A 25,729-nucleotide genomic window follows, 5' to 3' on the forward strand; every position below is an offset into this window, starting at 1 on the left:
CCGCCCAAAAGGCGATCTGGATCACAATTGACTCTTATGCCAAATCCGCATAATGTGCACTGTATACAGAATTTCACCAAAGTTATCCCGTGCTTCTCCAGGAAATGCGTCGGGCCATGACAACAGCAGGAGGCGACATTCCATGCAAAATTCCACAGTTCACCCCTACATTCCCAACACGGTTCCTTCGGTCATCGAGGAAATGCTCGCGGTCACCGGGGCATCCAGCATCGAGGAATTCTACGAAGACATTCCCCGGAGACTGCGCGTCAAAGGCATGTTGAATCTGCCGGAGCCGTTCCTTGCCGAGGCCGAGCTGGAAGAACACGTCACCGGGCTGCTGAACAAGAACCGCAGCACCCGGGAGGTCATCAGCTTTCTGGGCGCCGGCGTTTACAACCACTACGTTCCGTCCGTCGTGGACGAGGTCATCAACCGTAGCGAATTTCTCACCGCCTACGCGGGCGAACCATACGAGGACCACGGCCGCTTCCAGGCCCTGTTCGAGTACACCTCCATGATGGGCGAAATGCTCAACATGGACGTGGTCAACGTGCCGACCTACGACGGCATGCAGGCCACCGCCACGGCGCTGGCCATGGCCGGACGCATCACCGGTCGCTCGAAAATCATCGTCGCCTCCGACACGAACACCGACTTGGTCTCCAAGGTCACCGACTACGTGCGCAGCCACACCGAGCTCGTGTTCGTGCCCACGGTCAACGGCCTAGTAGACACCGCAGCACTTGCAGCAGCGGTCGACGCCCAGACCTCGGCAGTTTGGATCCAGACCCCCAGCTTCCACGGAGTGCTGGAGACCTCCGGCCAAGCCATTGCCGATCTGGCGCACGAGGCCGGCGCGCTGCTGGTCGTGGGCACCGACCCGATCGCCTACGGCAGCCTCACTCCCCCGGCCGACTGGGGAGCGGACATCGTCTGCGGTGACATCCAGTCCCTGGGCATCCACCAGTGGTTCGGCGGCGGCCGCGGCGGCTTCATCGCCGTGCACGACGACCCGAAGTTCGTCATGGAGATGCCGTCGCGCCTCTTCGGCCTGGCCAGCACTTCCGTCGAGGGCGAGTACGGCTTCGGCGACGTGGCCTGGGACCGCACTTCCTTCGCCCTGCGCGAAGAAGGCAAGGAATGGGTGGGCACCGCCGCCGCACTCTGGGGCATCGCCGCCGGCGTCTACCTGGCCTCGATGGGCCCGAACGGCATGTCAGACCTGGGCAACACCGTCCTGGCACGCACCGCCTACGCCCAGCAGCAGCTCGCCGCCATCGATGGCGTGGCACTGGGCGACTCGGCCGCGCATTTCCGCGAATTCGTGCTCGACCTCTCGGCCTCCGGAAAGACCGCCGCCGAGGTCGCGACGGCCCTGCGCGCACGCGACATCGAGCCGGGCGTGGTCATCGGCGAACACAATCTGCTGGTCTGCGTCACCGAACGCATCACCACGGCCCACATCGATTCCCTGGCCTCAGCCCTCACCGATTTCCTGAAGGAGAAGTAACCATGGCCCTTCCAGTCAGCCCCAAGCCAGCCCACCGCCGGTTCCACCAGGCCCGTTGGGATGAGCCGATCATCTTTGAACTCAGCACCCCGGGCGAGCGCGGCATCCTGGTGTCGCAGGCCGAGCCGCCAGCCGTCCAGGCCCTGGCCGGCATCGAGAACCAACTGTCCTCGCTGCGCCGCTCCAGCGCCCCCGCGCTTCCCGAGCTTGCCCAGATGCGCGTGGTGCGCCACTACCTGCGCATCAGCCAGGAGAACCTGGGTGCCGACTTCAACGTCGACATCGGTCAGGGAACCTGCACCATGAAGTACAGCCCCAAGGTCAACGAGACGATCATCCGCACCCCGAAGCTCGCCGAACTGCACCCGATGCAGGACGAGGCCTCGCTGCAGGGCGTGCTGGAGATCTTCTGGCGCACCGAGCAGGCGATCGCCGAGATCTCCGGCATGCACTCGGTGAGCCTGCAGACCCAGGGCGGCTCCGCTGCGATCTGGGCCAACATCTCCATGATCCGCGCCTTCCACGAGTCCAACGGCGAGGGCCAGGTGCGCGACGAGGTCATCACCACGATCTTCTCCCACCCGTCCAACGCCGCCTGCGCCAAGGCAGCCGGCTACAAGGTCATCACCCTGATGCCGGACGCCAACGGCTACCCGGACATCGAGGCGCTGCGCGCCGCGGTTTCCCCGCGCACCGCCGCCTTGATGATCACCAACCCGGAAGACACCGGGATCTACAACGACAAGATCCGCGAATTCGTGCAGATCATCCACGAGGCCGGCGGCCTGGCCGCCTACGACCAGGCCAATGCCAACGGCATCCTGGGGATCACCCGCGCCTCGGACGCCGGGTTCGACCTGTGCCACTTCAACCTGCACAAGACCTTCTCCACCCCGCACGCCAGCGGCGGGCCGGGTGCCGGCGCCAGCGCCGTCTCTGAACGCCTTGCCCCGTTCTTACCCAACCCGCGCATCGAAAAGACCGATGCGGGTTTCACCGTGAACTACAACGGTGAGAAGTCGATCGGCAAAGTCGCGCCGTTCTTCGGCGTTGCCCCGAATGTGGTCCGCGCCTATGCCTGGATCATGGCGCTGGGGGCCTCGGGCCTGCGCCAGGTCGCGGAAATCGCCGTGCTGAACAACAACTACTTGTTGGCTTTGGTCCGGCAAATCCCCGGCGCCAGCGCACCGTACGCCGAGGGCAAGCACCGCATCGAACAGGTCCGCTATTCGTGGCAGGAATTGTTTGAGGACACCGGCATCACCTCCGAGGAAATCGGCATCCGGATGAGCGATTACGGCATGCACTACTGGACGAGCCATCACCCATACCTGGTGCCGCAGCCGTTCACCCTGGAACCGACCGAGTCGTACTCCAAAACCGAAATCGACGAGTATGTCGCGGCGCTGGCACAGGTCGCCACCGAGGCCCGGGAGAACCCCGAGCTGGTGCGTTCGGCCCCGCACAACCAAACCGTGCACCAGATCGACCACGATGACCTGGATGATCCGGAACGCTGGGCCATCACGTGGCGCTCCTACCGGAAGAAGTACTTCACCGACGCCGATGCACGGTTGGCTGAAGAACCGATCTCGGTGGGCTAACCCGCCATATCACTAACCAATGGGGTCGTCGCCGGGATCACCGGCGAGGGCCCCATTTGTTTGCGCCGATTCCGACCGGCGACCGAGACAAAAAGTCCCGCCGTGCGAAGCCTGGCTTCCCACGGCGGGACTTTTTGCGCCTGCTCCGATTAGGCGATGCCGCCACCGTCGACAACCAGTGCCGTCCCGGTGACGTAGCTGCTGGCGTCGCTGGCCAGCCACACGACGGCCTCGGCGATTTCCTCCGGAGTGCCCATGCGCTTAAGCGGGCGGTCGTTGGACTCCTCGAGGAAGCTGGCTTCGGCCTGGGAAAGCTGGCGGGCCTCCTCGCGCAGCATCGGAGTGTTGGTGTCGCCGGGGTTCACCGAATTAACACGAATATTGTCCGGGCCGTGGTCGATGGCCAGGGCGCGGGTCATGTTCACCACCGCGGCTTTGGAGGTGCAATAGGACAGCGCGTCGCCGCCGCCCTTGAGGCCCCAGCCCGAACCGGTGTTGACGATCGCTCCGCCGCCGGCCTCGATCATCAGCGGGACGACGTACTTGCACAGCAGGAAGGGTCCGCGCACGTTCACGCCCATCACCTGGTCCCACTGCTCAAGGGTGGTGTCGATAACGTTGGCGCGGCGGATGATGCCCGCGTTGTTGAACAGCACGTTGACCGTCCCGAATTCGGCTGCCGCGGCGGCGACGCCGCGCTGCACATCCTCGTCGGATGCCACGTTGACCGACAGGCCCAATGCCTTCACGCCGAGTGCCGACGCCTCGGCGGCCACGGCCAGCGCGGCTTCCTCGTTGATGTCGAAGATGGCGACGTTGGCGCCCTCGGCGGCCATGGCCAGTGCAGTGGCCCGGCCGATGCCGGATCCGCCGCCGGTGATGATGGCTGACTTGTCCTTCAAACGCATGTACTGCTCCTTGGTGTGTATTAGGCGGAGACGAGTCCATCAGCAGTGTTGCTGATGGGGTAGATTACTTCGGCATTCGGTCCCGTGAAGACCTTGGCAAAGCCACATAGGGTGGCATCAATCTCGGGATGACCCGAATCAACCCAGAGCGGTCGCCCGCCCAAGGAGATGATCTTGGAGGGCGTGGCCACGATCTTCAGCTCGCTGCGCCGCAGCAAGCGGTAGTCGATCTGTTGGTTGCCGCGCCCGATAACGAATCCCTGCTGCCCCAGCGGGGTGACCACGACCGTGGCGCCCTCGTCCGGGATCAGGTTGTTGAGCGATTCCGCGTCCACGTCCTGGGCCACGAGTTGTCCGTTGCACACCACGTCCACGCCCAGCCGTGTCAGCGCCAGACCCAAGGCATGGCCAATGGCCAACGTCGTTCCGCCTGGGCCAAGCACGTAGTAGCGGTCAGGAAGCATGATGGCGGCAAAGGCCCTGCCCAGGGAAAGGACCGCGTTGGCATCTGAAGCGGGACTGGCGGCCTTGCGCGGTTGAAGCCGGCGAGAGTCCTCCGGCACCCGCAGCGCACCGTACAAGCTTGGGTTTGCGGAGCCACGGCGCAATTCCTCCTCGTCGATGTCCACCACTTCTCGCTCGACTGTTGGCCTCTCGCTGGAGGACAGCCAGCCGGCAGCCAGCCTTCCGGTCTCTGCGGGCGTCATTCCGAAGACGGCCGAATAGATCTTCACCCCGGCCGGTATACCCAGGACCGGAACCGTGGAACCTACCGCATCCATGACATCACGCGCGGTGCCGTCTCCGCCGGCAAAAAGCAGGAGATCCACGCCGGCTTCGACCAATCGGCGGGCCATCAATTTTGTGTCGGATGATGTTGTGGATCCGGGAAGCACGTTGCCGGCAGCCACCGTCTCATGGGCGATGTCACAACCCAGCGCGTCGGCGCCCATTTCAGTTGCGCCCGCCAGGATTCTCAACGGGGTCCCCGATCCCGCAAGGCTTTCGCGCAGGTGTTGAATCGCGAGACGGGCGCGTTCCGGCGCCAGTGAGTTGATGCCTGCGGCCCGCGCCAACTCCCGGATATCTCCGGCGTCGCTTCCCTTTTGGGCGGTGGGCCCGCCAAGGCCGGCCACGGGATTGACGATCAGGCCAATACATATACTCACTTGAGGACTTCCTCTCACATTTCTGTATACAGTATACTGAGCCCAGCCCCGAGTACAATAGTTATTCCGGGAACCGCACGTCATCAACCTAGAATCAGGGGGCGGCAGTGGCCATCCAGCGTCAATCACTACGCGAACAGATAGAAACCGAAATCATGAACCGCGTTGGCGCGGGTGAGTTCGACATGGGCGAGAGCATCAATGAAGTAACGCTCTCCTCCGAACTCGGCGTCAGCCGCACCCCGTTGCGAGAGGCTCTCATCTCACTCGCCCAACAGGGCGTCATTACCCGGGTTTCCGGCAAGGGCTTCCGGTGGGCCCCCATCAGCGAGAGGGACTACACCGAGGCCGTGCAGATTATCGCGGCCCTCGAATGCCTTGCGCTGGACCTCAGTCCGACATCGGACCTGGTGGCCATAGCCCCGAAGGTCCTTGATATGGCCAATTCCTTCACCGCCACGGAGGCCCCCGCCCAGGAAGTCGACAGCCATGACGACGTTTTCCACGCGCTGCTAACTTCCAGGTGCCCCAACCGGCGCTTGATCGAGACCATCGCCTCCCACAAGGTGGCCTTGCGGAGATATGAGAAATTCTTCGTCAGCGCCACCGACCGCATTGAACGCGCGGCCACCGAACACTCGACCATTGCCCAGGCACTCATCGACCAGGACCTTCCGGCAGCGCGGGCGGCCCTGAGTGCCAACTGGCTCAACAGCACTTCCCGGATCGCCAAGGCGTTGGCCAACAAGGAAAGTGCCAAAGCCGCGAGCTAACCCACGCCCGGCCAATCCGCGCCCCAATCCACCCGCTCCGGAGGGCGGAATGGGGCGCGGCTTTTTCATGTCCCAAGCCAGACCCTCGAGACTTCAAGTCACCACGCAAATGCCGCATCCCGCCATTTGAATAATGGAGCACAAAAAGTCTTGAACGCACAATGTATGCCGTATACAGTACAACGTATTCGATGCACAGAAGCTTCGAGTGGTGAATACTCAACGCATGATGGGGGTCATATGACGTTCACGGTGTATGAAAATGCCGTTTTCCACACCCTGGATCCGAAGAACCCCACGGCTTCTTCCTTGGTCACGAGCGAGGGGCAGATCCGCTTCTTGGGAACCGTCGAAGCTGCCCGGAAATTTGCCCCGCGGGCACATCGCGTCGATCTGGGCGGAGCCCATGCGATGCCAGGATTCGCCGACAGTCACATCCACACCGCCCAACTGGCGCTGCGCCAAGCGGAAGTCGACCTCTCCCCCGCCACCTCGAGTACCGCTGTCGTCGCACTGGTCGCAGAGCACATCGCACAACTCGAACCCGGCGATACCACCAGTTGGATCTTCGGCGGACGCTGGAACCACCATGGGTGGACCCACCCGGAACTTCCGGGCCGCCGGGAACTGGACGCCGTGACGGGGTCTCACCCCACCGCATTGCACCACGCCGACTTGCACACCTATTGGCTGAACTCCGCGGCACTGGGCTACCTCGGCATTGACGCCGCAACCGCCGATCCGGCCGGCGGGACCATCGTCCGTGACGCATCGGGGGCCGTAACGGGAATCCTGCTGGAGGCAGCTGGATTCAACGCCGGTCGCGTCTTGGAGGAAGTCACGCGGGACGACCTGGCAACGCTGCTGCCTTCCACGCTACGCGCCCTGGTGCGCCAGGGCATCACGTCCATCCACGACATCGACGGTATGGATGCCTGGGACGCTTTCTCGGATCTCCACGAACGGCGTGCGTTGCCCCTGCGGGTCAACAAGATCATGCCCGTCGCGGTGCTTGATCGGATCATTGAACAGGGCGTGCGCACCGGGCAGGGGGATAAATGGCTGCGCCGCGGCGGTGTGAAGATCTTTTCCGACGGCTCCCTCTCCTCCGGCACCTGCCTCATGCATGCACCCTACGGCCATTCCAGCTCCGAGGGCCTGGCCGTGACGGCGCCCGAGGAGCTGAACCGTCTGGTCAAGCTCGCCAACCATAACGGATTGACCGCCGCGGTCCATGCCATTGGCGATCGCGCGGTCTCCAACGCCTTGGATGCCTTCGAACAGGCGGCGGGAAACCACCCCTCGATGCCGGCCGGCAGCAACAGGATCGAACACGTCCAGCACATTGCCCGCCGCGACCTGCCCCGGCTCGCCGCCAGCGGCGCATTGGCCTGCATGCAGCCCGCCTCCTGCACCTCGGATATCGAGCTGGTCAATTCCCTCCTCGGAGACCACGACGTGCTCTCCTACGCCTGGGCCAGCATCCTGAACGCGGGAGGAGCCGTGTCCTTCAGTTCCGATGCACCGGTGGAGGAAACCAATCCCTTCCATGGCCTCCACGCCGGGACCACCCGCCAGCGGCCCGACGGCTTCCCGGCCGGCGGCTGGCAGCCAGAGGAAATCCTCACCCGTCCGCAGGCCCTGCATGCGGCAGCAACCTCCCACGCTCTGGCCACCGGCGAGGGGCACCTCAAGGGAACCCTGGAAACCGGAAAGTTGGCGGATTTCATCGTCGTGGACAGGGACCCCACGACCTGCCCACCCCATGATCTTCACTCGACATACACACTAATGACAGTCATCGACGGCCGCATCCACTGGTCCGACTAACGCAAGGAGAAACCCATGAAATCGTTCAAACGAGGAATCCTGTTTGCTGTTCTCACCATCGGTTCAGTGGCCCTCACTGGTTGCGGCGGCCAATCGCTTGCCGAAACCCCCGCGTCCTCGGGAGCCGCGGCGGCAGGTGCCTTCAAGAACGAGGCGCCCTCCGGTGACCTCGCAGCCTCCTACATCGCGGCGGTCGGCATCGATCCCGAACTTTCGGCCCGGGTGCCGGCCGCCATCAAGTCGGAGGGCCTGAAGATCGCCGCGGCAGAAGGTTACCCGCCCATGGAAATGTTCGATGCCGACGGCAAGACCATGGTCGGCGTGGACATGTCCCTTGCCCGCGCCATGGGCAACCTTCTGGGCGTCGAGGCCAAGATAAGCAATTCGGATGTATCGGGCATGATGCCCGGGGTTGTCTCGGGCCGGTTCGACGTGTTGATGTCAGGATTCAACGACACCGCCGAACGCCGGGAAAAGGTCTCATTCGTCGACTACGCCAAGTCCTCGGGCTCGATCATGGTCGCCAAAGGCAATCCCCAGGGCGTGAAATCCCCGGCGGACCTCTGCGGCGAGACCATGGCCGTGCTCGATAACGGCTACTACATGCAGTTGGCCGAACAGTTCAGCAAGGACTGCGAGGCCAAGGACGAGAAGCCCATCAAGATCCTGGGCTTCGCCAACGACCCAGAGGCCCTACTGCAGGTGCAAAACGGCCGCGCCGCCGCGGGCCTGAATGACTACCCCGTGGCGGTCTTCCGCGCCAAGGAATCCAGCGGGGCGCTTGAGGCCATCGAGATCCCGGGCAACTCCCTGTTCGGCATCGCCATCGACCCGAAAAACGAGGAGCTGGTGAAACTGGTCCAGGACACCATGAACAAGCTCATCGAGAACGGCACTTACACCGAAATCCTCGGTGCTTGGGGCCTGGACCAGATGGCGCTGCCTGCGGCCACCATCAACCAGGGCAAGTAAGCCATGGTCGAGGAACAGGTCGCCGCACCGCTGAGTCGGGTGGAACAACCCGAGGCAGGAAACACCGTCAGGCTGCGCCACCCGGCACGCGTCGTCGTGGCATTGCTATGTCTCGCCGGCATCACTTGGTTCATCTGGGTGTTGGCCACCAATGACCACATCAGCTGGAAAGACGTCCTGTATTACCTGACGTTCCCCAAGATTCTGGACGGTGTGCTCGTCACCATCCAGCTTTCCATCCTGGCCACCATCATGGGCCTGGCCATTGGCGTGGCCCTGGCCATCATGAAACTCTCGGCCAATCCCGTTGCCGTGTGGATCAGCAATCTCTACATCTGGTTCTTCCGTGGCACCCCGGTGCTGGTGCAGTTGATCTTCTGGTTCAACTTGGCCTTCTTGTTCCCACAGCTGGTCATCAAGATCCCCTTCACGACCATCGGATACATGTGGGACACCAACGTGGTCATGACCGGCTTCACCGCCGCAATGCTGGGACTAGGACTGAACCTGGGCGCCTATGCCGCTGAGACTGTGCGGGCCGGCATCCAGGCCGTCGACCCAGGGCAGGCCGAGGCCGCCGCATCAATCGGCATGACGCCGTTCAAGCGGATGTGGGTCGTGGTGCTTCCTCAGGCCACGCGCATCATCATCCCGCCGATCGGCAACGAATTCATTTCCATGCTCAAGACCACTTCGCTTGTCTACGTGGTTGCGGGCAACGATTTGATGACCAACGCCAGCCAGGTCTACAAGCAAAACGGAAAGATCATGGAACTGCTGATCGTTGCCAGCATCTGGTACATGGCCATGACAGTCATCGCCACGTATTTCCAGGGCAAGCTCGAAAAGAAGTTCGGCACCGCCGATCGACCCATCACCGGCAAACGTCGGAAGTTCTCCAAGCCGTACATTTCCCGCAACAACCTGGCCTTGCTCGGCCAGCGCCTGCGCACCGAACCGCTAAGGAGCACCCCATGAGCAGCATGGCGGCCCCAACATTGGAGACCGACACCGAAGTCCTGCTTCCGCTGGTCCTGGCCGAACAGGTCACCAAGAACTTCGGCACCCATGAGGTCCACTCCGGCATCGACTTCTCAGTCGAGTCGGGAGAAGTCGCCTGTATCATCGGCCCCTCGGGCTCGGGCAAGTCCACGTTCCTGCGCTGCCTCAATGCGCTTGAAAAGCCCAACGGCGGCCGCATCAGGATCGACGGTGAAGACGTGGGATACAACTACCGCAAGGGCAAATTCCACGAATGGAACTCCGCCGAGTACGCCAAGTTCCGTCTCAATGTCGGCATGGTCTTCCAGCGCTTCAACCTTTTTGCCAACATGACGGCCCTCGAAAACATTGCCTGCGGCCCCGCCAGGGTCAAGGGCGAACCAAAGAAGCTCGCCTTGGCCCGCGCCGAGGAGCTACTGGACCGAGTCGGCTTGGCTGGCCACGGCCATAAATACCCAATGAAGCTCTCTGGCGGCCAGCAGCAACGCGTCGCCATTGCCCGTTCCCTCGCCATGGACCCGCAGGTCATGCTGTTCGACGAACCGACCTCGGCGTTGGACCCGGAGCTGGTCGACGAGGTGCTAGAGGTCATGAAGTCCCTGGCCGTCGGCGGCATGACGATGGTGCTGGTGACCCACGAAATCGGATTTGCCCGCGAGGTCGCCGATTCGTTGGCCTTCATCGACGGCGGAGTCGTGGTCGAAAAGGGAAATCCCCGCGAGCTTATTGCCAACCCGCAACACGAAAGGACCCAGCAGTTCCTCTCCAAGGTGCTGTGAGCGATCATGAATACATCCACGACAAACCAGACCCGGGTGGTCCTGGTGACCGGAGCATCCTCCGGAATCGGCGAGGCCACCGCCCACCGCTTTGCGTCCTCCGGTGCAAGAGTAATCAACCTGGACAGGCAGCCACCGGCGAATATCGCCGAGGGCGTGGCGTGGCGTGAATGCGACGTCACGGATGCGGACATGGTTCGCACCGTGGTCGAGCAGATCGCCTCCGACGAAGGCCGCATCGATACCGCCATCGCCAACGCGGGCATCAGCACACGCCACGCCTTCCTCGAGATGAAGCCAGCAGACATCCGCCGATTGCTTGAGATCAACCTCTTCGGAGTGATCAACCTCTGGCAATCCGCGGGCCGGGTCATGTTCGAGGCAGGCTCCGGCACCCTGCTGGCCACGGCCTCCACGAACGGGTCCGCCGGGTATCCCTGGTATGCGGACTACAACGCTTCCAAGGCGGGGGTCCTGGCCTTGTGCCGCAGCGTGGCATTGGAACTCGCGCCACGAGTCCGCACCGCCTGCGTCAGCCCGGGTTACGTACTGACCCCGATGCAGCGCAGCGAATACACGAACGAAATGCTGACGGAAGTCAACGAACGAATCCCGATGCGCCGGCACGCCGATCCAACGGAGATTGCCGACGCGTTTCACTTCCTCGCCTCGGACCAGGCCCGATTCATCACGGGGCAACAGCTGATCGTCGACGGCGGGGAGCTGGCTGGCGGAACCGCTTCGGCCTACCGAACTCAGTAGACAGTCCGATTTGCTGAGGCCCTGCCAAGCTCAGTTGCCGCCCGGGCCAACCACCGCTACCCTTTCGTCGACGTCGGATGCGCCGAATCGATGTCGGACATGTGCAAATGCCTCGAGCCGTCGCCGGTATGGCTGCATGCATGTTGCCATACCCGGCGACGGCTTTTGCGCGTCCTTACGGAGATTTGAGCTTTAGCAGAATAGGAAGATTCGCGGGCCATCAAGCGGAAATCGACCGACTCGATCCTGCACTGGATTCTCCGCGCACGGTTCCCCGGGGTCGCCGCGACCCAATGGAACCCAGCACTCAATTTCGAACATCGGCGTCGACTCAAATGATTATTCACAAGACAGTTCCCGCCGAAGCGACCAGTAAAACCGTGACACCAAGCCGCCGGCTACGCGCCAGTAAGTTGCGGTCCGAAAATCACTTTCGAACAAAAACAAACAGCATGACACTTGACACGTCGCCATTGTTGTATACAGAATACAGTGTGTTGTTGTGGTGCTGCTCACTCTTGTTCATTGAAGCGGCTAGTCCGTTCCCGGTCACCGACCGACAGCAACTGTTCGTTTTCCATCGAAAGAGGTATTTGGCATGTGGCGTTCAGAGAACATTTCAAGAAGAAGCATCCTGGCCATCGGCGCGGCCGCCGTTTCGGCCGTAGCGCTGACCGCATGCAGCGGCAGTTCCGGGGCGCCGGCCCCGGCCGCGGGAGGTAACAGCTCGATTGTGTGGAGCACCTGGGGCACCCCGGACGAGCTCACCCGATTCAACGAATTCAACAAGCAGTTCATGGAACGCCACCCGGACATCAAGGTCAAACTTCAGCCAGTGGCCAGCTACGGGGAGTACCACTCCAAGCTCCTGGCTCAGCTGACCAGCAACACCGCACCCGACGTGTTCTACGTGGGCGACGACAAGCTCGGGCAGTTCGTCAGCTCGAAGCGACTCATGCCGCTGGACGAGATGATCGCCTCGCCTGCCAGCAAGACCAAGAAGGAGGACTTCTTCCCGGGCACCTTCGGTGCAGCCCAGCAGGACGGTGTGACCTACGCGGCCCCGAACGACGTGAACAACGATGCCCTCTGGTACGACAAGAAGGTCCTGGCCACGGCGGGCATCACAGAAGACCCGGCGACCCTCGCCGCCGATGGCAAATGGACCACCGAGAAGTACCTGGAAATGAACGACAAGATCGCAGCCGCGGGACTGACCGGATCCATGTTTTGGAACTACTGGGCCACTCACTACGGCTGGATCTCGGCGCAGGGCGGAACGGCCTACGACGCCTCGGGCACGTTCGTTGGCAACTCCGACCCCAAGACCTTGGCGGCGGTGGAGACATTGGGCAAGTACTTCCAGGACAAGAAGTTCATCGCCGCTGACACCCTGCCCGACGGTGCCGGCGCGGATAGCAAGTTCGTAACCCACAAGGCCGGCTTCTTCGCCCAGGGTCGCTACACCATCGGCACCCTGAAGGGAGCCGGGGTCGAGGCCGACTACGACGTCGTCGACTGGCCGACCCCGGACGGTAAGCCCGCCCCCACGGGCATCGCGGCCTCCTACTTGGCCGTAAACGCCGACACCAAGAACAAGGATGCGGCCTTCACCTTCTGGACCGAGTTCCTGAGCGCCGAAGGCCAGAATTTCCGCCTGACAGGCGGCGGCAACGCGGTCCCTTCCATCAAGGGCGCCGACGAAGTCGTGCTCGAGGACAACTACCCGGCCCACGCCCAGACTTTCCTGGACATGCGTGACATCGGCTTCGCCAACTACGCCACAGAAGCCGCCGTCCCCGCTCTGTCCACCGACATTTCCGATCTGTTCCTCGAGCTCTACCAAGGCAAGAACGACGCCCGCGGCACCCTGGACAAGGTTGCTGCACTGATCGAATCGAAGACCGGCAAATGAGTGCCTCACTCGCGGAGAAGCCAACGCGGGTGAGCGACAGGGCAACTCCGTCCAGCGATCCGGGGGGACTTCGCAAGGAGGCCTCCTGGCGCAAGCACGACCGCGCCTGGGGTTACGTCTTCATCGGCCCGCAGGTCATCGGCATGGCGCTATTCGTGCTCATCCCGTTTGCCGCGAGCCTTGTTCTGGCCTTCGCGTCGTGGGACGGGCTTACAGACCTGACTTGGGTCGGATTCAAAAATTTTGCCGACCAGCTGCAAGACCCGCTGCTGCTAAAGTCAATCGTCAACACCCTGTTGCTGGCCGTCATCACGGTGCCGGTGGGTCTGGGGCTGGCGATCGTGATCGCCGTGGCCTTGGAGAAGCTCAAGACCAGGACCCTGTACCTGATCCTGTTCTTTGCCCCGGTGGTGACAAGCACGGTGGCGGTTGCCATGATCTGGCAGCAGATGTTCCGCGCCGACGGAATCTTCAGCGCCACCATCGGGAAGGTCTTCGGCATCACCCCGCCGGACTGGTTGGGTGATCCGAAGCTGGCATTGCTTGCCGTCTGCATCGTGTCGATCTGGTCATCGCTGGGCTTGAACGTCATCATCTTCATGGCCGGGCTGCAGAACATCTCCCCTTCGGTCGTCGAGGCGGCACGCATCGACGGGGCCGGGGCGTTGAAGCTCTTCACCAAGATCCGTCTGCCGCTGCTCTCCCCGATCATCTTCTTCTCCTCGATCGTGGCGTTCATTTCCTCGCTGCAGACCTTTGACACGGTGTTCATCCTGACCCAGAACGCCGGACCGGACAATGCCACCCGAACCATCGTCTACCACATCTACGACCTGGGCTTCGGGCGTTTCGAGTTCGGCCCCTCCAGCGCCGCGGCGGTCATCCTGCTGGTCATGACGCTGATCATCACCGCCATCCAGTTCGGTGCCCAGAAGAAGTTCGTTCACTACGAGGATGATGCAGCATGAGCACCCTGGATCTCGACACCAAGCCGGCCACCGCGCAGACCGGGGAGCAACGGCTCAAGCAGGAGAAGCTGGCCTCCCTGGGCCTTTCCTCCGCGCTGCACCTGGTGCTCGTCATTGCCGGCCTGGCCATGGTCTTCCCGTTTCTGTGGATGATCGTCACCTCGCTCAAGGGGCTGCCGCAACTGCTGCAGGATCCGCTGAGCTTCTGGCCGGAGCCGTGGACGTTCTCCAATTTCGCCGACGCCTGGAATGCGGTGCCGTTCGGGCAGGCCTACCTCAACAGCCTCTACATCGCTGTCCTGTCGATTCTCGGCACCTTGATCACCGCCTCAATGGCGGGCTACGCATTCGCCAGAATCAAGTTCCGTGGTTCCAGGTCCATCTTCATCATCTTCCTGGCCACGCAGATGATCCCCTCACAGGTCACCCTGGTGCCCTTCTACCTACTCATGAGCAAGATGGGGTGGATCGATTCCCACCTGGCGCTGATCGTTCCGGCCATGATGGTCAACCCCTTCGCGGTGTTCTTGATGCGCCAGTTCGTTCTGGCCCTGCCCAAAGAACTCGAGGAGGCTGCCGTCATCGACGGGGCAAACCGCTGGCGCATCTTCTGGAGCGTCATCCTGCCCAACCTCAAGCCGGGCCTCGGCGTGCTGGTGATCATCACCGCGCTGAGTGTGTGGAATTCCTTCCTGTTCCCGCTCGTGCTGTTGAATTCCCCCGAGCTCTACACCGTGCCGTTGTTGCTGGCCAGCTTCACCAGCCAGTTTGGTTCGGTCAACTACGGCCTGGTCATGGCCGCATCGGCCATCGCCACCATCCCGATCCTCATTGCATTTGTAATCGGCCAGCGCCGCATCCTGAACAGCATGGCCGCATCCGGCCTGGGAGGAAAATAACCCATGTCACTGCCAATCGACACGCCAGTGGACACCGGAGCCCGGGCAAACCTCGAGGCCGCGGGCGGGCACTTGGACCTCATCCAGGCCCCGTTCACCCTGCCGCGTTCGCGCTTGATTCTCTTCGCGCAGGGCGAGGGCCTGCGCGTGTGCACCTCCGAATACGAAAAGCGGTTGACGGACTGCGTGGTCTTCGAAAACCTTTGGGCGAGCGATGCTCGGGGTGCCACCTTGGGTATCACCCGCGTACTGCCCCACCTCATCGAGTTCGGAGACGGTGCCCTCACCTTGACCTTTGCCGGCCCCTCGGGCCTGAGCATCGGCCTGGGGCCGTTCCATGAGGGGCCGGCGTCAATCCACTGGGAAACCCCCGATGGCCTGACACATTCGGTGGTTGTCGGCGCACAGCCCACCGGGGAACGATCTTCCGATTCAATCATATTTGCCGTCGAAACCGACCGCCGAGCCGAAGCGCTGGCCTCCGACCAACATGCGACCCACGTGTCCGCGACCGAGGCAGTCTGGCTTCATTGGTTTGCCAAGTGCCCGCCGGTCCGCGAGGACCTTCGGGACATGGTTGCCTTCTGTTGGTGGGTGCTGGGCGCGAACATCGTGGAAATGCCAGCCCTTGGTTCGGCCCGCGCGGTGGTTCCCTCAAAGATCGGCTATGTGGGTCTGTGGCAATGGGATGCGTATTTCATCGCCGTGGGCTTGCGCCATGGCGATCCGGAGCTGGCCCGTGAACAACTTTCCCTGGCATTCGGCTTCCCCGGAACCGAAGGACAACTCCCCGATGTGGTCCATGAGCTCGGTATCCTGGCCAACAGCGATGACTTGCCGGCTTCCGACCGCGAGACCCTGCGCCGCGCGGGATCCTCGATTGCCGACCCCGCCGCCCCGGTGCCGCTGACCAAGCCGCCATTGGCGGCTTGGGCACTGCGCAAGGTTCTCGAGGTCCAGCCCGCATCCGAGTTCGGCGGCGAAGACTGGGTGGATGCGCATCTGATAACCCTGCGCCGCTCGCAGGATTGGTGGTTTGCTGAATCTGACCTGGACGGGGACGGCATGCCCGAATACGGCCACCCGTATTCTTCGGGGCTCGATGACAGCCCGATCTTTGACGGGCCGCTTCCCACCACCTCGCCGGACCTGGGCGCCTACCTGATGCTGCAGGACCTTGAGTTGGCGGGATTCGCCGAACGCCTGGGTCATGATGGGGCGCAGGAATTGGCACGGGCCCACCGTGCCAGGGCCGCCTGCACCCAAGAGCTGCTCCTGGGGATGTGGGACGAGCAGTCAGGGTACTTCCGTGCCCGGGCTGCCGGGGAACCGGTGCCCAGTTACGCGGTGGTCAGCCTGATGCCGCTGCTGACAGGTTCTCTGCCTTCTTCCATCAAGGAGAGGATGCTCGGTGACTTGGATGATCCCGAAAAGTTCGGTACCCCGTGGTCAGTCCCCACCGTCGCCGCCAACGATGCGGACTTCTCGACCGAGCGCATGTGGCGCGGACCCGTGTGGATCAACACCAACTCACTGGTCATCGAGGGGCTTCGCAACTCGGGCGAGCCCGAACGCGCCCGCACACTGGCGGAGCAGACGGTGAAGCTGGTCATCCACGGCGGCGGGCCGCACGAGTACTTCAATCCCGCCACCGGGCAGAAGGCCAAGACGGCCACCACCGCGTTCGGCTGGTCCGCCGCCCTGTTCATCGACCTGGCGGTCCAGCTTTCGAACGACCACACCTGGTAGGTCCCCCGGAACGGGGACAGAACCATGACAGCGCCAGCCCCATTCCGGGCCGGCACACCGGAAGGGATCCGATCCCCCGGCCAAATACCTGGGCGGCAATTGTCGCCACAGAAAGGAACGGACATGCTCGAACCCCGGTCAATCAGGCTTGACGCCCTTGCCTACGGCGGGGACTACAACCCCGACCAGTGGTCGGAGGAGACCTGGCTGGACGATGCCCGGCTCATGGTTGAGGCCGGCGTCAACATAGTCAGCCTTCCGGTCTTCTCCTGGCCGCAGCTAGAGCCAACCCCGGGCGTGTACAACTGGGGTTGGCTGGACCGGGTCATCAAGGTGCTCTGGGATGCGGGGATCAAGGTAGACCTTGCAACGGCGACGGCCACCCCGCCGTCCTGGCTCATCCGCCAGCACCCGGAGATGTTGCCGCACAACGTGGACGGCCAGAGGCTGGAGTTCGGTTCGCGCCAGGCCTATTGCCCGAGCTCGCCGATCTGGCGCGAACACGTCGCCCGGATGACCCGGGCCATGGCCGAACGCTACGGCGAGCATCCGGCCCTGGCCCTTTGGCACGTGTCCAACGAGTACGGCGACCACGTTTCCCGGTGCTGGTGCCCTGCCTCCGCAGTGCATTTCAGGAGGTGGCTGCTCACGCGCTACGGCACGCTCGAGGGCCTGAACAACGCCTGGGGCGTGGGTGTATGGGGCCAGCGCTACACCCAGTGGGAACACATCGAGCCGCCGCGCACCGCAACCGGGCCCATAAACCCGACCCAGCTGCTGGACTTCGAGCGTTTCTCCTCGGACGCGCTGCTGGAGCTCTTCCAGGTGGAGATCGACGTCCTGCGCGAGGTCACCCCTGAGGTTGCCGTCACCACCAACTTCATGTCGCTGCTGCGCGACCTGAATTACTGGGACTTCGCCGCCGTCGAGGACCTGGTCACGGACGACGCCTACCCGGATCCGGCGGACCCCTTGGCCCACGTTTCGGCGGCACTGAACTACGGGTTGATGCGTTCACTGAAGGGTGGCCGGCCATGGTTACTGCTCGAACAGTCCGCAAGCGCGGTGAGCTGGCGCGACGTGAATGTACCCAAGGCCCCGGGCCAAATGCGCATCGATTCGATGCAGGCCATTGCCCACGGATCGGACGGGGCCATGTTCTTCCAATGGCGCCAGGCCAAGTTCGGCCAGGAAAAGTTCCACTCGGCGATGCTCGGGCACCGCGGGGAACAATCTCGCAGCTTCAAGGAAACCAAGGCCCTCGGCGCCGAACTCAAGAACCTTGAGCCGGTCCGTGGAACGCGGGTGCGTGCCTCAGTGGGTCTTGTCGTGGACTGGGATTCCTGGTGGGGTTCCTCCGCCACCGAGTCCTTGCCCTCCCAGCGGCTGAACTACGCGGCCCAGGCACGCGCCTGGAACGCTGCCTTTTTCCGCCTTGGGCATCCAGTGGACACGGTGCGCGCTACCGATTCCTTTGAGGGATACGACGTCATAGTGGTCCCGAATCTCTACATCGCCAGCAACAAGCAGGCGGCCGCGCTCACCTCGTTCGTCGAGCGCGGTGGCCAGCTGGTCGTCGGTCCGTTCAGTGGCGTTGTCGATGAGACCGAGAAGGTCCACACCGGAGGGGCCCCGGGCCCGCTGCGAGAACTCCTCGGCGTCGAGGTTGACGAGCACTGGCCGATTCCCGACGGCATCCACGAAAAGCTTGAGGTTGCCGGTGAAACGTTCACCATGTCCAACTGGAGCGAATGGCTAGAACTCCTGCAGGGAACCGAGGTTCTCGGTGCCCACACCACCGGCGAGCTGGCCGGACGCGCCGCCGTGACCCGGCGCATCGGATCAACCACGGGTGCCGCGTGGTACGTGGGTGTGGTTCCAGAGGCCGCCGGGTTGGACGCACTCTTCCGCCGGGTTCTTGACGCAGCGGGGCTTCCCTCACGCGCGGCTTCCGACACCACCCTTGAGGTCGTGACCCGCAGCGGAGAGGACACCGATTACACCTTCGTGCTGAACCACGGGACCGAGCCGCTGAAGGTTGCCGTCCCTCGGAATTCCGTCGACCTGTTGGGAACCGCGCATGCCGACGGCGTCATGATTTTGCCGCGCTACGGCGTTGCTGTCCTGGCATCGGCCAGGGCAGATTCTGTCCCGTTTATTCAAAGGGCCTGATACACATGCTTGATGCGGATAGCTAGTCGTTGAGCGGACGAGCCAACTTCGCTCGTTCGGTCATGGCCCCAGTCGATGCAGAATCTCCGATCCATAACGGAGATTCTGCATCGAATTGGGCCACCCATTGAGAAAGCAAGTCGTTCCAGGAAAACGCGACCGATGACGTTCCGTCCGGCCGTGTCGTCCTGGTGAACGGCCGCGAACGGTTGGTCAACTACGTGAGCCTAGACATCGTCGAATGGACACGGCACCCTGGGCTCACATAAATCGACCACCGCGTTTGGGCGCTTGAAAAGCTCGGGGTGCGTTCCGCGCGATCGCCTGAAAGTGCTCATGGTTTCCATAGGTCACATGAAATGCGATGCTTTTGCCCAGAAAATGCCCAGAATAGTTCCTTATTGTTTTAGATACCTCTTGAAGGTGCGAGTGATGAGAGCACCGGTCGGAAGAATTGCCCCCATAATCTTCCGGCCGGTGCTCACCCATTTAACCCACTAAGTCGCGCCCGATCGGCTTCCCTGCAAACAGGCGCAGCAACTTCGCGACAGAGCCGTTTCCACTGCCCGGGAAACAACCCTTGGGAATCGAGTGTGTTGGTGCAAGCATGTGCCCATGATTAAAGTGCATCCGCAAGCCAACCACTATGGCCTAGACACCTCCGAGCACACCCCGCTGCCTTCACCGGACCTCTTCGAAACGCACCCGCTTCTGGGCGAGATCTGGGGACGAGCACGATCCCTCCTCGCAGTGCGCGACAACGACGCCCACACGCTCTATTCCCTCTCCCTGGCCGCCGCACTGCTCGATCAACGGCCGCAGGCAGACCCCGGAGTGGTGCTGCCGGCGATGATGTTGCACGACATCGGCTGGTCGAAAGTGGAACCCGGACTGGTGCTTGCTGCCATTGCCCCCGGCGGTGGACGCCCGGACCTGATCTTGCAGCACGAACAGGAAGGTGCCCGGCTGTCCACGGAAATCCTCGAATCCCTCGGGGTGGATTCGCTGGTGATCGAACAGGTTGCCGCGATCATCGACGGCCATGACTCCCGCTCCCATGCCCTGAATCCCGACGACGAAATCGTCAAGGACGCGGACAAGCTGTGGCGTTTGACCCCGCACGGGTTGGACACCGTCATGGACTGGTTTGGCCTTCACCGCGGCCAGGCCCTGCGTCTGTGTGCCTCGCGGGTAATGGGCAAGCTCTTTACCCCCGAGGCCACCGTCATGGCCCACGGATTGATCGCCCTGGAGCAGGCGAACCTCTGGCCGAGGAGTCGGGAACTTCAGCCCAGCCGCTAGAGAAACCGTCGGCGCCTCCAGATTCTATCCACTCCCTTCCGAGGATGCTCGCCTACACTCAAGGAATGCGCGGCGGACAGGTGCCGCCGACGGAGAGGAGCCAGGTGATGGCCGGCGGAAACCGAGTGCCCGGGAGCACCGTGACCTCCAAGGTCCTTGCCATCATGGAAGTCTTTGAAACCTCGCGCAGGGCGCTGAGCCTCAGCGAAATCGCCGAGGCCTCGGGCGTTCCCCTCAGCACCACCCATCGACTGGTGGGTGAGCTGGTCGAGTGGGGCATGCTCAGCCGCGGGCCCAACGGCGGGATTCAATTGGGGCTGCGGCTCTGGGCCATTGCCCAGAACGCAGGCCGTCAGCTGCGCGACACTGCCCGCCCCTTCGTCCAGGACATGTTCTCCCTGACTGGCGAGACCAGCCAGCTTGCGGTCAGAGACGGCAACATGGCTCTGTACATCGACCGGGTGTACGGCTCCAAGCGGGTTCCGCGCGCCTCGCGGGTCGGCGGCCGACTGCCGCTGCATGCCACCGCGGTGGGCAAGGTGATCCTGGCATACTCCGAGGACTGGGTCACCGATGCGTACCTCAGCCACCCCTTGGCCAACGTCACCGGGCACACCCACGTCAATCCGACCCGCTTGCGTGCGGAACTGGCCCAGGTGCGGGAACAGGGATACGCAACGACCCAGGAAGAAGTCATCATCGGCTCATGCTCCATTGCCGTTCCGGTCTTCCACACCGGCCGGCTTGGCTGCTCGATCGGACTGGTGGTTTCCTCCGCCAATGCCGCCACCATGACCCGGCACCTGCCCGTGCTGAAAGGCATCTCCCAACGCATCGAGGCGGCCACGGCACACATCCCGCTGGAGACCCTGCTTGGCAGCATCACCGGCGGCACCCCGTTGCCCCCAGCGGAATCGCAGCCCTAAACCGCCTTCCACTGAGTGGGAAATATCCCATACCCTTTCGATGTGCCATGGGTAACACTTGAGTCAATGAATGTTGCGCCGCTCACACTGCGGCCGCAGCCCACCTTTTTCTCAAGGAGTTCGTTCCATGTCCAGCAGCAATGTTGCCTCCGGGGTTTGTCCCATGGGCCATGGCGCCACGGCACCGGCCGACCACCACGGTTATGAACCGTTCACCATGGAGAACCCGTTCCCCTCCTACTCGAACCTCCGCAACGAACAACCCGTGATGTTCGACGAACGCGTCGGTCTCTACGTTGTCACCCGCTACGACGACGTCAAGGCCGTCTTCGAGGACTGGGAAACCTTCTCCTCGGAAAACGCGCAGGCCCCGGTCCGCAAGCGCGGCCCGCAGGCCACCAAGATCATGAATGACGGCGGCTTCACCACCTACTCCGGGCTCTCGGCCCGCCGCCCGCCCGAGCACACCCGCATCCGGGCCATTGCGCAGAAGGCCTTCACCCCGCGCCGCTTCAAGGCCCTGGAGCCTTCCATCCGCGCCAACGTCGTGTCCTCCATCGAGGAAATGCTGGCCCGCGAATCCGGCCAGGGCGACATCGTCAAGGACCTGGCCTATGCCATCCCGACCATCACTATCCTCACCCTCATCGGCGCCGACATCTCCCAGGTCGACACCTACAAGCGCTGGAGCGACTCCCGCGCGGCCATGACATGGGGAGACTTGAGCGACGAGGAGCAGGTCCCGCACGCCCACAACCTCGTGGATTACTGGGCCGAATGCCAGCGCCTCGTGGCCCACGCCCACGAATTCGGCGGAGACAACCTCACCGCCGACCTGGTCAAGGCCCAGTCCGAGGGCGCGGAAATCACCGACCACGAGATCGCATCGCTGCTCTACTCCCTGCTTTTCGCCGGCCACGAAACCACGACCACGCTGATCTCCAATTGCGTGCGCGTGCTGCTGGCCCACCGCGAGGCCTGGGAACAGGTCGTTCAAAACCCCAAGGCCATCCCCGCGGCGATCGACGAGGTTCTGCGCTACGCCGGGTCCATCGTCGGCTGGCGCCGCAAGGCACTGAAGGACACCGAGGTCGCCGGGGTCAAGATCCCGGCGGGCGCCGAGCTCCTGCTCTTGATGGGCGCGGCCAACCGCGACGAAGACCGCTTCGAGGACGCCGAGGCCTTCGACATCACCCGGGCTAACGCCCGCGAGCACCTCTCCTTCGGCTTCGGCATCCACTATTGCCTGGGCAACATGCTCGCCAAGCTGCAGGCCAAGATCGCCCTGGAGGAATTGACCGCCAGGATCCCGAGCCTTGAGCTACTGGACGGTGAGGGCATCGAGTTCCGCAAGAACCTCTCCTTCCGCGTCCCCGAATACGTCAACGTGAGCTGGAAGGAATCCCAGGCATGAGCAACAACGACTTCATCGAATTCTTCGACGGCGGTGCCGAGCCGAAGCTGGAAAACCTCGGAGGCAAGGGCGCCTCACTGGTCACCATGACCGCCGCGGGGATGCCGGTGCCTCCCGGCTTCGTCGTCACCACTGCCGCGTTCGACGCCTTCATGGACGGCGGCATCACTGCCGAAATCAACGCGCTGCTCACCGAGCTCGACCCCGAGGACGTCAAGGCGGTGGACGCGGCGAGCGCCTCGATCCGGCTGATGATCACCCAGCGCCCGGTGCCCGCTGCCCTGCGCGAAGTCACCCGCGACGCCTTCGCCGCGCTGCAGGCCAACTTCGCAGCGGAGGTGCCGTTGGCGGTGCGTTCCTCGGCCACCGCCGAGGACCTGCCCGACGCATCGTTCGCCGGGCAGCAAGACACCTACCTGTGGCTCAACGGCTACGACTCGGTCACCGAACACATCCGTGCCTGCTGGGCCTCGCTCTACACCTCGCGGGCCATCCTGTACCGGTTGAAGAACAACATCCCCGACGAGGGCCTGTCCATGGCCGTGGTCGTGCAGAAGATGGTCAACTCCGCGGCCTCGGGCGTGGCCATGACCCTGGATCCCACCAATGGCGACCGCTCCAAGATCACCATCGATGCCTCCTATGGGGTCGGCGAAATGGTCGTCTCGGGCACCGTCACCCCGGACAACATCCAGCTGGACAAAGTCACCTTGGCCGTCATCACCGAACATATCGGAGCCAAGCACGCCGAGTTGATCCCGGATCCGGCCACCAATTCCCTGGTGGAGGTCGAGGTCAGCGAGGAGCGCCGCGCGGTGCGGTGCCTCTCCGACGCCGACCTGGCGCTGGTCGCGCAGCTGGCCAAGCGCGCCGAGAAGCACTACGGCTGCCCGCAGGACATCGAGTGGGCGCTGGATGCGGATTTGCCCGCAGGCGAAAACCTATTGCTGCTCCAGTCCCGACCGGAGACCGTGCACTCCTCCAAGGCCACCGTCAAGCCGACCGGAGGCGGGTACGCCTCGTCCCTGGGCTTGGGCTCCGGCTCGGGCTTCAATTTCTCCTCCATCACTTCCTCACTGATGAACACCGCTTCCTAGTACATCCATCCTTTTCATCGCTTCTCCCAACTCCGCAGCAACTTCTGAAAGGCATCCACCACCATGAGCATGAAATCCTTTCCCAAGCCTTCCGATCTCCAGGTTCCCCCGGGCGCCGAGGGCTGGGAGGAGCTCTACCCGTACTACCTGGTCTTCCAGGACGCCCTCAAGAAGGAGGAAGACGAGAAGTTCTGGTTCTGCGACTCGCAGCACTGGCCCACCGTCTTCAAGCCGTTTGAGACCATCGGCGGGGAATTCGCCGTCAAGTGCCTGGGCCAGTACAACGCCCGCCACCTGATGATCCCCAACGCCAACGGCATCGATTTCCGCATCCACCTGGGCTACCTCTATATGTCCCCGCTGCCGGTGCCCGACGAGCAGATCGCCGCACGCGTCCCGGACTTCGAGGCCCGCATCGGGCACTACTTCGCCAACTGGGAAGAGCTGCTGAAGGCCTGGCACGTGAAGGTCAAGGGGACCATTGCCGAAATGGAAACCCTCACCTTCAATGCCCTGCCCGACCAGGTGCCGATGGAAGACATCCTCTCCGGCAAGGCCAAGGACGGCTCCGAAGTGCTGCTGGAAAACTACGACCGGCTGATCCAGCTCTGCTACCAAAACTGGCAGTACCACTTCGAGTTCCTGAACCTGGGCTACATCGCCTACCTGGACTTCTTCAACTTCTGCAAGGAAGTCTTCCCCAACATCCCCGACCAGTCGATCGCCACCATGGTCCAGGGCGTGGACATGGAATTGTTCAAGCCCGACGACGAGCTCAAGGAGCTTGCCGCACTGGCCGTGGAGCTGGATCTTACCGGTGCGTTCTCAAACACTGATGACCCCGCGGCCACGCTGGCGGCCATTGCGGCGTCACCCACCGGGGAGCGCTGGCTGGCACGCTGGGAGGAAGCCAAGGACCCGTGGTTCAACTTCACCATCGGCAACGGCTTCTACGGGCACGACAAGTACTGGATCGAACACCAGGAGATCCCGCTCGGCTTCATCGCCGACTACATCCACCGCCTGCAGGGCGGGGCCAACATCCTGCGCCCCACCGAGAAGCTGATCGCGGAGAAGGACCGCATCGTCGAGGAGTACCGGGACCTGTTGGACCCCGAGGTCCGGGAGATCTTCGATGCCAAGCGCACCCTGGCCGCCACCGCCTACCCGTACGTGGAGAACCACAACTTCTACATCGAGCACTGGACCATGGGCGTGTTCTGGCGCAAGGTGCGCGAGCTGAGCCGCATGCTCCACGCCCAGGGCCTGTGGAACGAGCCCGAGGACATGCTCTATCTGGGCCGCAACGAGGTCCGCGACGTGCTCTTCGACCTGGTCACCTCCTGGGGCGTCGGCTCCGGCGCGCCGATCGGCAACGTGGTGTGGCCGGCGGAAATTGAGCGCCGCCGCGGCATCGTCGACGCCCTGAAGACCGCCCGCCCGGCCCCGGCGCTGAACACCCCGCCCGCAGCCATCACCGAACCGTTCACCCGGATGCTCTGGGGCATCACCACCGAGCAGGTCCAGCAGTGGCTGGCCGGCGACGAGGAAGGCGAGTCGGGCGTGCTCAAGGGCATGGCGGCCTCCCCGGGCCTGGTCGAGGGCGTGGCCCGCGTCGTCATGCACGCCGATGACCTCTCGGACGTGCAGGCCGGCGAGATCCTGGTCGCCCCGATCACCGCCCCGAGCTGGGGACCGATCTTCGGCAAGATCAAGGCCACCGTCACCGACATCGGCGGGATGATGAGCCACGCGGCCATTGTCTGCCGCGAGTACGGGCTCCCGGCCGTCACCGGAACCGGAAACGCCTCCACCACCATCCGCACCGGCCAGATGCTGCGCGTGGATGGCACCAAGGGCACCGTGGAAATCCTTGAGGAGTCGCCCGTGGTCACCGGACCCGGGGCACACTCCCACACGCACGTCTAGGACCGCTCCCCCCTAGCGGTCCTAGACATCCGAAGGTGGGCGGGGG

Annotated in this window: 20 protein-coding genes; 18 read left to right on the forward strand and 2 right to left on the reverse strand. The window is 63.3% G+C overall.

Features of this window, described 5'->3' with window-relative positions; all coding sequences use genetic code 11:
- Nucleotides 1-142 precede the first annotated feature (142 nt).
- Nucleotides 143-1,513 (forward strand): aminomethyl-transferring glycine dehydrogenase subunit GcvPA, encoded by a 1,371-nt coding sequence (gene gcvPA, locus ACIPVK_RS08900; protein WP_407611609.1) that lies wholly within the window; start codon nucleotides 143-145, stop codon nucleotides 1,511-1,513.
- A gap of 2 nt (nucleotides 1,514-1,515) precedes the next feature.
- Nucleotides 1,516-3,117, forward strand: a complete 1,602-nt coding sequence (gene gcvPB / locus ACIPVK_RS08905) for an aminomethyl-transferring glycine dehydrogenase subunit GcvPB (RefSeq protein WP_407611610.1) — start codon at nucleotides 1,516-1,518, stop codon at nucleotides 3,115-3,117.
- A 149-nt stretch (nucleotides 3,118-3,266) separates the two neighbouring features.
- Here the strand turns inward: gcvPB and ACIPVK_RS08910 are convergent, their stop codons facing one another.
- Nucleotides 3,267-4,025: an SDR family NAD(P)-dependent oxidoreductase gene (locus ACIPVK_RS08910; RefSeq protein ID WP_407611611.1), complete on the reverse strand. Its 759-nt coding sequence runs from the start codon at nucleotides 4,023-4,025 to the stop codon at nucleotides 3,267-3,269.
- Nucleotides 4,026-4,045: 20 nt separating this feature from the next.
- Nucleotides 4,046-5,194 carry an ATP-NAD kinase family protein gene (locus tag ACIPVK_RS08915; RefSeq protein WP_407611612.1) on the reverse strand — a complete coding sequence of 383 codons (1,149 nt, stop codon included), beginning with the start codon at nucleotides 5,192-5,194 and terminating at the stop codon, nucleotides 4,046-4,048.
- A gap of 107 nt (nucleotides 5,195-5,301) precedes the next feature.
- Between ACIPVK_RS08915 and ACIPVK_RS08920 the strand changes: the two genes are divergently transcribed.
- The 16 genes from ACIPVK_RS08920 to ACIPVK_RS08995 all read left to right on the forward strand — a co-directional run bounded on the left by ACIPVK_RS08920 (nucleotide 5,302) and on the right by ACIPVK_RS08995 (nucleotide 25,683).
- Nucleotides 5,302-5,967: a GntR family transcriptional regulator gene (locus ACIPVK_RS08920; RefSeq protein WP_407611613.1), complete on the forward strand. Its 666-nt coding sequence runs from the start codon at nucleotides 5,302-5,304 to the stop codon at nucleotides 5,965-5,967.
- Between the two features lie 240 nt (nucleotides 5,968-6,207).
- Entirely contained in the window at nucleotides 6,208-7,797 is a 1,590-nt protein-coding gene (locus ACIPVK_RS08925; RefSeq protein ID WP_407611614.1) for an amidohydrolase, read from the forward strand.
- 15 nt (nucleotides 7,798-7,812) lie between these two features.
- Nucleotides 7,813-8,769 carry an ABC transporter substrate-binding protein gene (locus ACIPVK_RS08930; protein ID WP_407611615.1) on the forward strand — a complete coding sequence of 319 codons (957 nt, stop codon included), beginning with the start codon at nucleotides 7,813-7,815 and terminating at the stop codon, nucleotides 8,767-8,769.
- Between the two features lie 3 nt (nucleotides 8,770-8,772).
- The gene (locus ACIPVK_RS08935; RefSeq protein ID WP_407611616.1) at nucleotides 8,773-9,747 is read left to right on the forward strand and encodes an amino acid ABC transporter permease; all 975 of its coding nucleotides are present in this window, start codon (nucleotides 8,773-8,775) and stop codon (nucleotides 9,745-9,747) included.
- On the forward strand, nucleotides 9,744-10,550 hold the full coding sequence (locus tag ACIPVK_RS08940) for an amino acid ABC transporter ATP-binding protein (protein ID WP_407611617.1): 807 nt from the start codon (nucleotides 9,744-9,746) through the stop codon (nucleotides 10,548-10,550). The genes ACIPVK_RS08935 and ACIPVK_RS08940 overlap by 4 nt, the downstream gene beginning before the upstream one ends.
- A 6-nt stretch (nucleotides 10,551-10,556) precedes the next feature.
- Nucleotides 10,557-11,312 carry an SDR family NAD(P)-dependent oxidoreductase gene (locus ACIPVK_RS08945; protein ID WP_407611618.1) on the forward strand — a complete coding sequence of 252 codons (756 nt, stop codon included), beginning with the start codon at nucleotides 10,557-10,559 and terminating at the stop codon, nucleotides 11,310-11,312.
- 598 nt (nucleotides 11,313-11,910) lie between these two features.
- A complete protein-coding gene (locus ACIPVK_RS08950) occupies nucleotides 11,911-13,227 on the forward strand; it encodes an ABC transporter substrate-binding protein (protein WP_407611619.1) in 1,317 nt (438 codons plus the stop codon).
- Nucleotides 13,224-14,195 (forward strand): carbohydrate ABC transporter permease, encoded by a 972-nt coding sequence (locus ACIPVK_RS08955; RefSeq protein WP_407611620.1) that lies wholly within the window; start codon nucleotides 13,224-13,226, stop codon nucleotides 14,193-14,195. Before ACIPVK_RS08950 ends, ACIPVK_RS08955 begins: the two co-directional genes overlap by 4 nt.
- Entirely contained in the window at nucleotides 14,192-15,094 is a 903-nt protein-coding gene (locus ACIPVK_RS08960) for a carbohydrate ABC transporter permease (RefSeq protein ID WP_407611621.1), read from the forward strand. Before ACIPVK_RS08955 ends, ACIPVK_RS08960 begins: the two co-directional genes overlap by 4 nt.
- A gap of 3 nt (nucleotides 15,095-15,097) precedes the next feature.
- Complete coding sequence (locus ACIPVK_RS08965; RefSeq protein ID WP_407611622.1) at nucleotides 15,098-16,843, forward strand: amylo-alpha-1,6-glucosidase; 1,746 nt, start codon at nucleotides 15,098-15,100, stop codon at nucleotides 16,841-16,843.
- A 123-nt stretch (nucleotides 16,844-16,966) separates the two neighbouring features.
- Entirely contained in the window at nucleotides 16,967-19,015 is a 2,049-nt protein-coding gene (locus tag ACIPVK_RS08970) for a beta-galactosidase (protein WP_407611623.1), read from the forward strand.
- 615 nt (nucleotides 19,016-19,630) lie between these two features.
- Nucleotides 19,631-20,317, forward strand: coding sequence for an HD domain-containing protein (locus ACIPVK_RS08975; protein WP_407611624.1), 687 nt, complete (start codon nucleotides 19,631-19,633; stop codon nucleotides 20,315-20,317).
- Nucleotides 20,318-20,424: 107 nt separating this feature from the next.
- Nucleotides 20,425-21,243: an IclR family transcriptional regulator gene (locus tag ACIPVK_RS08980; RefSeq protein WP_407611625.1), complete on the forward strand. Its 819-nt coding sequence runs from the start codon at nucleotides 20,425-20,427 to the stop codon at nucleotides 21,241-21,243.
- Nucleotides 21,244-21,370: 127 nt separating this feature from the next.
- Complete coding sequence (locus ACIPVK_RS08985; RefSeq protein WP_407611626.1) at nucleotides 21,371-22,657, forward strand: cytochrome P450; 1,287 nt, start codon at nucleotides 21,371-21,373, stop codon at nucleotides 22,655-22,657.
- Nucleotides 22,654-23,754: a PEP/pyruvate-binding domain-containing protein gene (locus ACIPVK_RS08990; protein ID WP_407611627.1), complete on the forward strand. Its 1,101-nt coding sequence runs from the start codon at nucleotides 22,654-22,656 to the stop codon at nucleotides 23,752-23,754. The genes ACIPVK_RS08985 and ACIPVK_RS08990 overlap by 4 nt, the downstream gene beginning before the upstream one ends.
- Nucleotides 23,755-23,817: 63 nt before the next feature.
- Nucleotides 23,818-25,683 carry a PEP-utilizing enzyme gene (locus ACIPVK_RS08995; RefSeq protein ID WP_407611628.1) on the forward strand — a complete coding sequence of 622 codons (1,866 nt, stop codon included), beginning with the start codon at nucleotides 23,818-23,820 and terminating at the stop codon, nucleotides 25,681-25,683.
- Nucleotides 25,684-25,729 lie beyond the last annotated feature (46 nt).

Origin of the sequence: Paeniglutamicibacter sp. MACA_103, from assembly GCF_045798555.1 — a bacterium.
In the GTDB taxonomy this organism is placed as follows: Bacteria; Actinomycetota; Actinomycetes; order Actinomycetales; family Micrococcaceae; genus Paeniglutamicibacter.

Excerpts from the sequence above, each read along its gene's own strand:
- gcvPA (WP_407611609.1), top strand. The coding sequence starts at position 143 with ATGCAAAATTCCACAGTTCACCCCTACATTCCCAACACGGTTCCTTCG.
- gcvPB (WP_407611610.1), top strand. The coding sequence starts at position 1,516 with ATGGCCCTTCCAGTCAGCCCCAAGCCAGCCCACCGCCGGTTCCACCAG.
- ACIPVK_RS08910 (WP_407611611.1), bottom strand. The coding sequence starts at position 4,025 with ATGCGTTTGAAGGACAAGTCAGCCATCATCACCGGCGGCGGATCCGGC.
- ACIPVK_RS08925 (WP_407611614.1), top strand. The coding sequence starts at position 6,208 with ATGACGTTCACGGTGTATGAAAATGCCGTTTTCCACACCCTGGATCCG.
- ACIPVK_RS08930 (WP_407611615.1), top strand. The coding sequence starts at position 7,813 with ATGAAATCGTTCAAACGAGGAATCCTGTTTGCTGTTCTCACCATCGGT.
- ACIPVK_RS08935 (WP_407611616.1), top strand. The coding sequence starts at position 8,773 with ATGGTCGAGGAACAGGTCGCCGCACCGCTGAGTCGGGTGGAACAACCC.
- ACIPVK_RS08940 (WP_407611617.1), top strand. The coding sequence starts at position 9,744 with ATGAGCAGCATGGCGGCCCCAACATTGGAGACCGACACCGAAGTCCTG.
- ACIPVK_RS08945 (WP_407611618.1), top strand. The coding sequence starts at position 10,557 with ATGAATACATCCACGACAAACCAGACCCGGGTGGTCCTGGTGACCGGA.
- ACIPVK_RS08950 (WP_407611619.1), top strand. The coding sequence starts at position 11,911 with ATGTGGCGTTCAGAGAACATTTCAAGAAGAAGCATCCTGGCCATCGGC.
- ACIPVK_RS08955 (WP_407611620.1), top strand. The coding sequence starts at position 13,224 with ATGAGTGCCTCACTCGCGGAGAAGCCAACGCGGGTGAGCGACAGGGCA.
- ACIPVK_RS08960 (WP_407611621.1), top strand. The coding sequence starts at position 14,192 with ATGAGCACCCTGGATCTCGACACCAAGCCGGCCACCGCGCAGACCGGG.
- ACIPVK_RS08965 (WP_407611622.1), top strand. The coding sequence starts at position 15,098 with ATGTCACTGCCAATCGACACGCCAGTGGACACCGGAGCCCGGGCAAAC.
- ACIPVK_RS08970 (WP_407611623.1), top strand. The coding sequence starts at position 16,967 with ATGCTCGAACCCCGGTCAATCAGGCTTGACGCCCTTGCCTACGGCGGG.
- ACIPVK_RS08975 (WP_407611624.1), top strand. The coding sequence starts at position 19,631 with ATGATTAAAGTGCATCCGCAAGCCAACCACTATGGCCTAGACACCTCC.
- ACIPVK_RS08980 (WP_407611625.1), top strand. The coding sequence starts at position 20,425 with ATGGCCGGCGGAAACCGAGTGCCCGGGAGCACCGTGACCTCCAAGGTC.
- ACIPVK_RS08985 (WP_407611626.1), top strand. The coding sequence starts at position 21,371 with ATGTCCAGCAGCAATGTTGCCTCCGGGGTTTGTCCCATGGGCCATGGC.
- ACIPVK_RS08990 (WP_407611627.1), top strand. The coding sequence starts at position 22,654 with ATGAGCAACAACGACTTCATCGAATTCTTCGACGGCGGTGCCGAGCCG.
- ACIPVK_RS08995 (WP_407611628.1), top strand. The coding sequence starts at position 23,818 with ATGAGCATGAAATCCTTTCCCAAGCCTTCCGATCTCCAGGTTCCCCCG.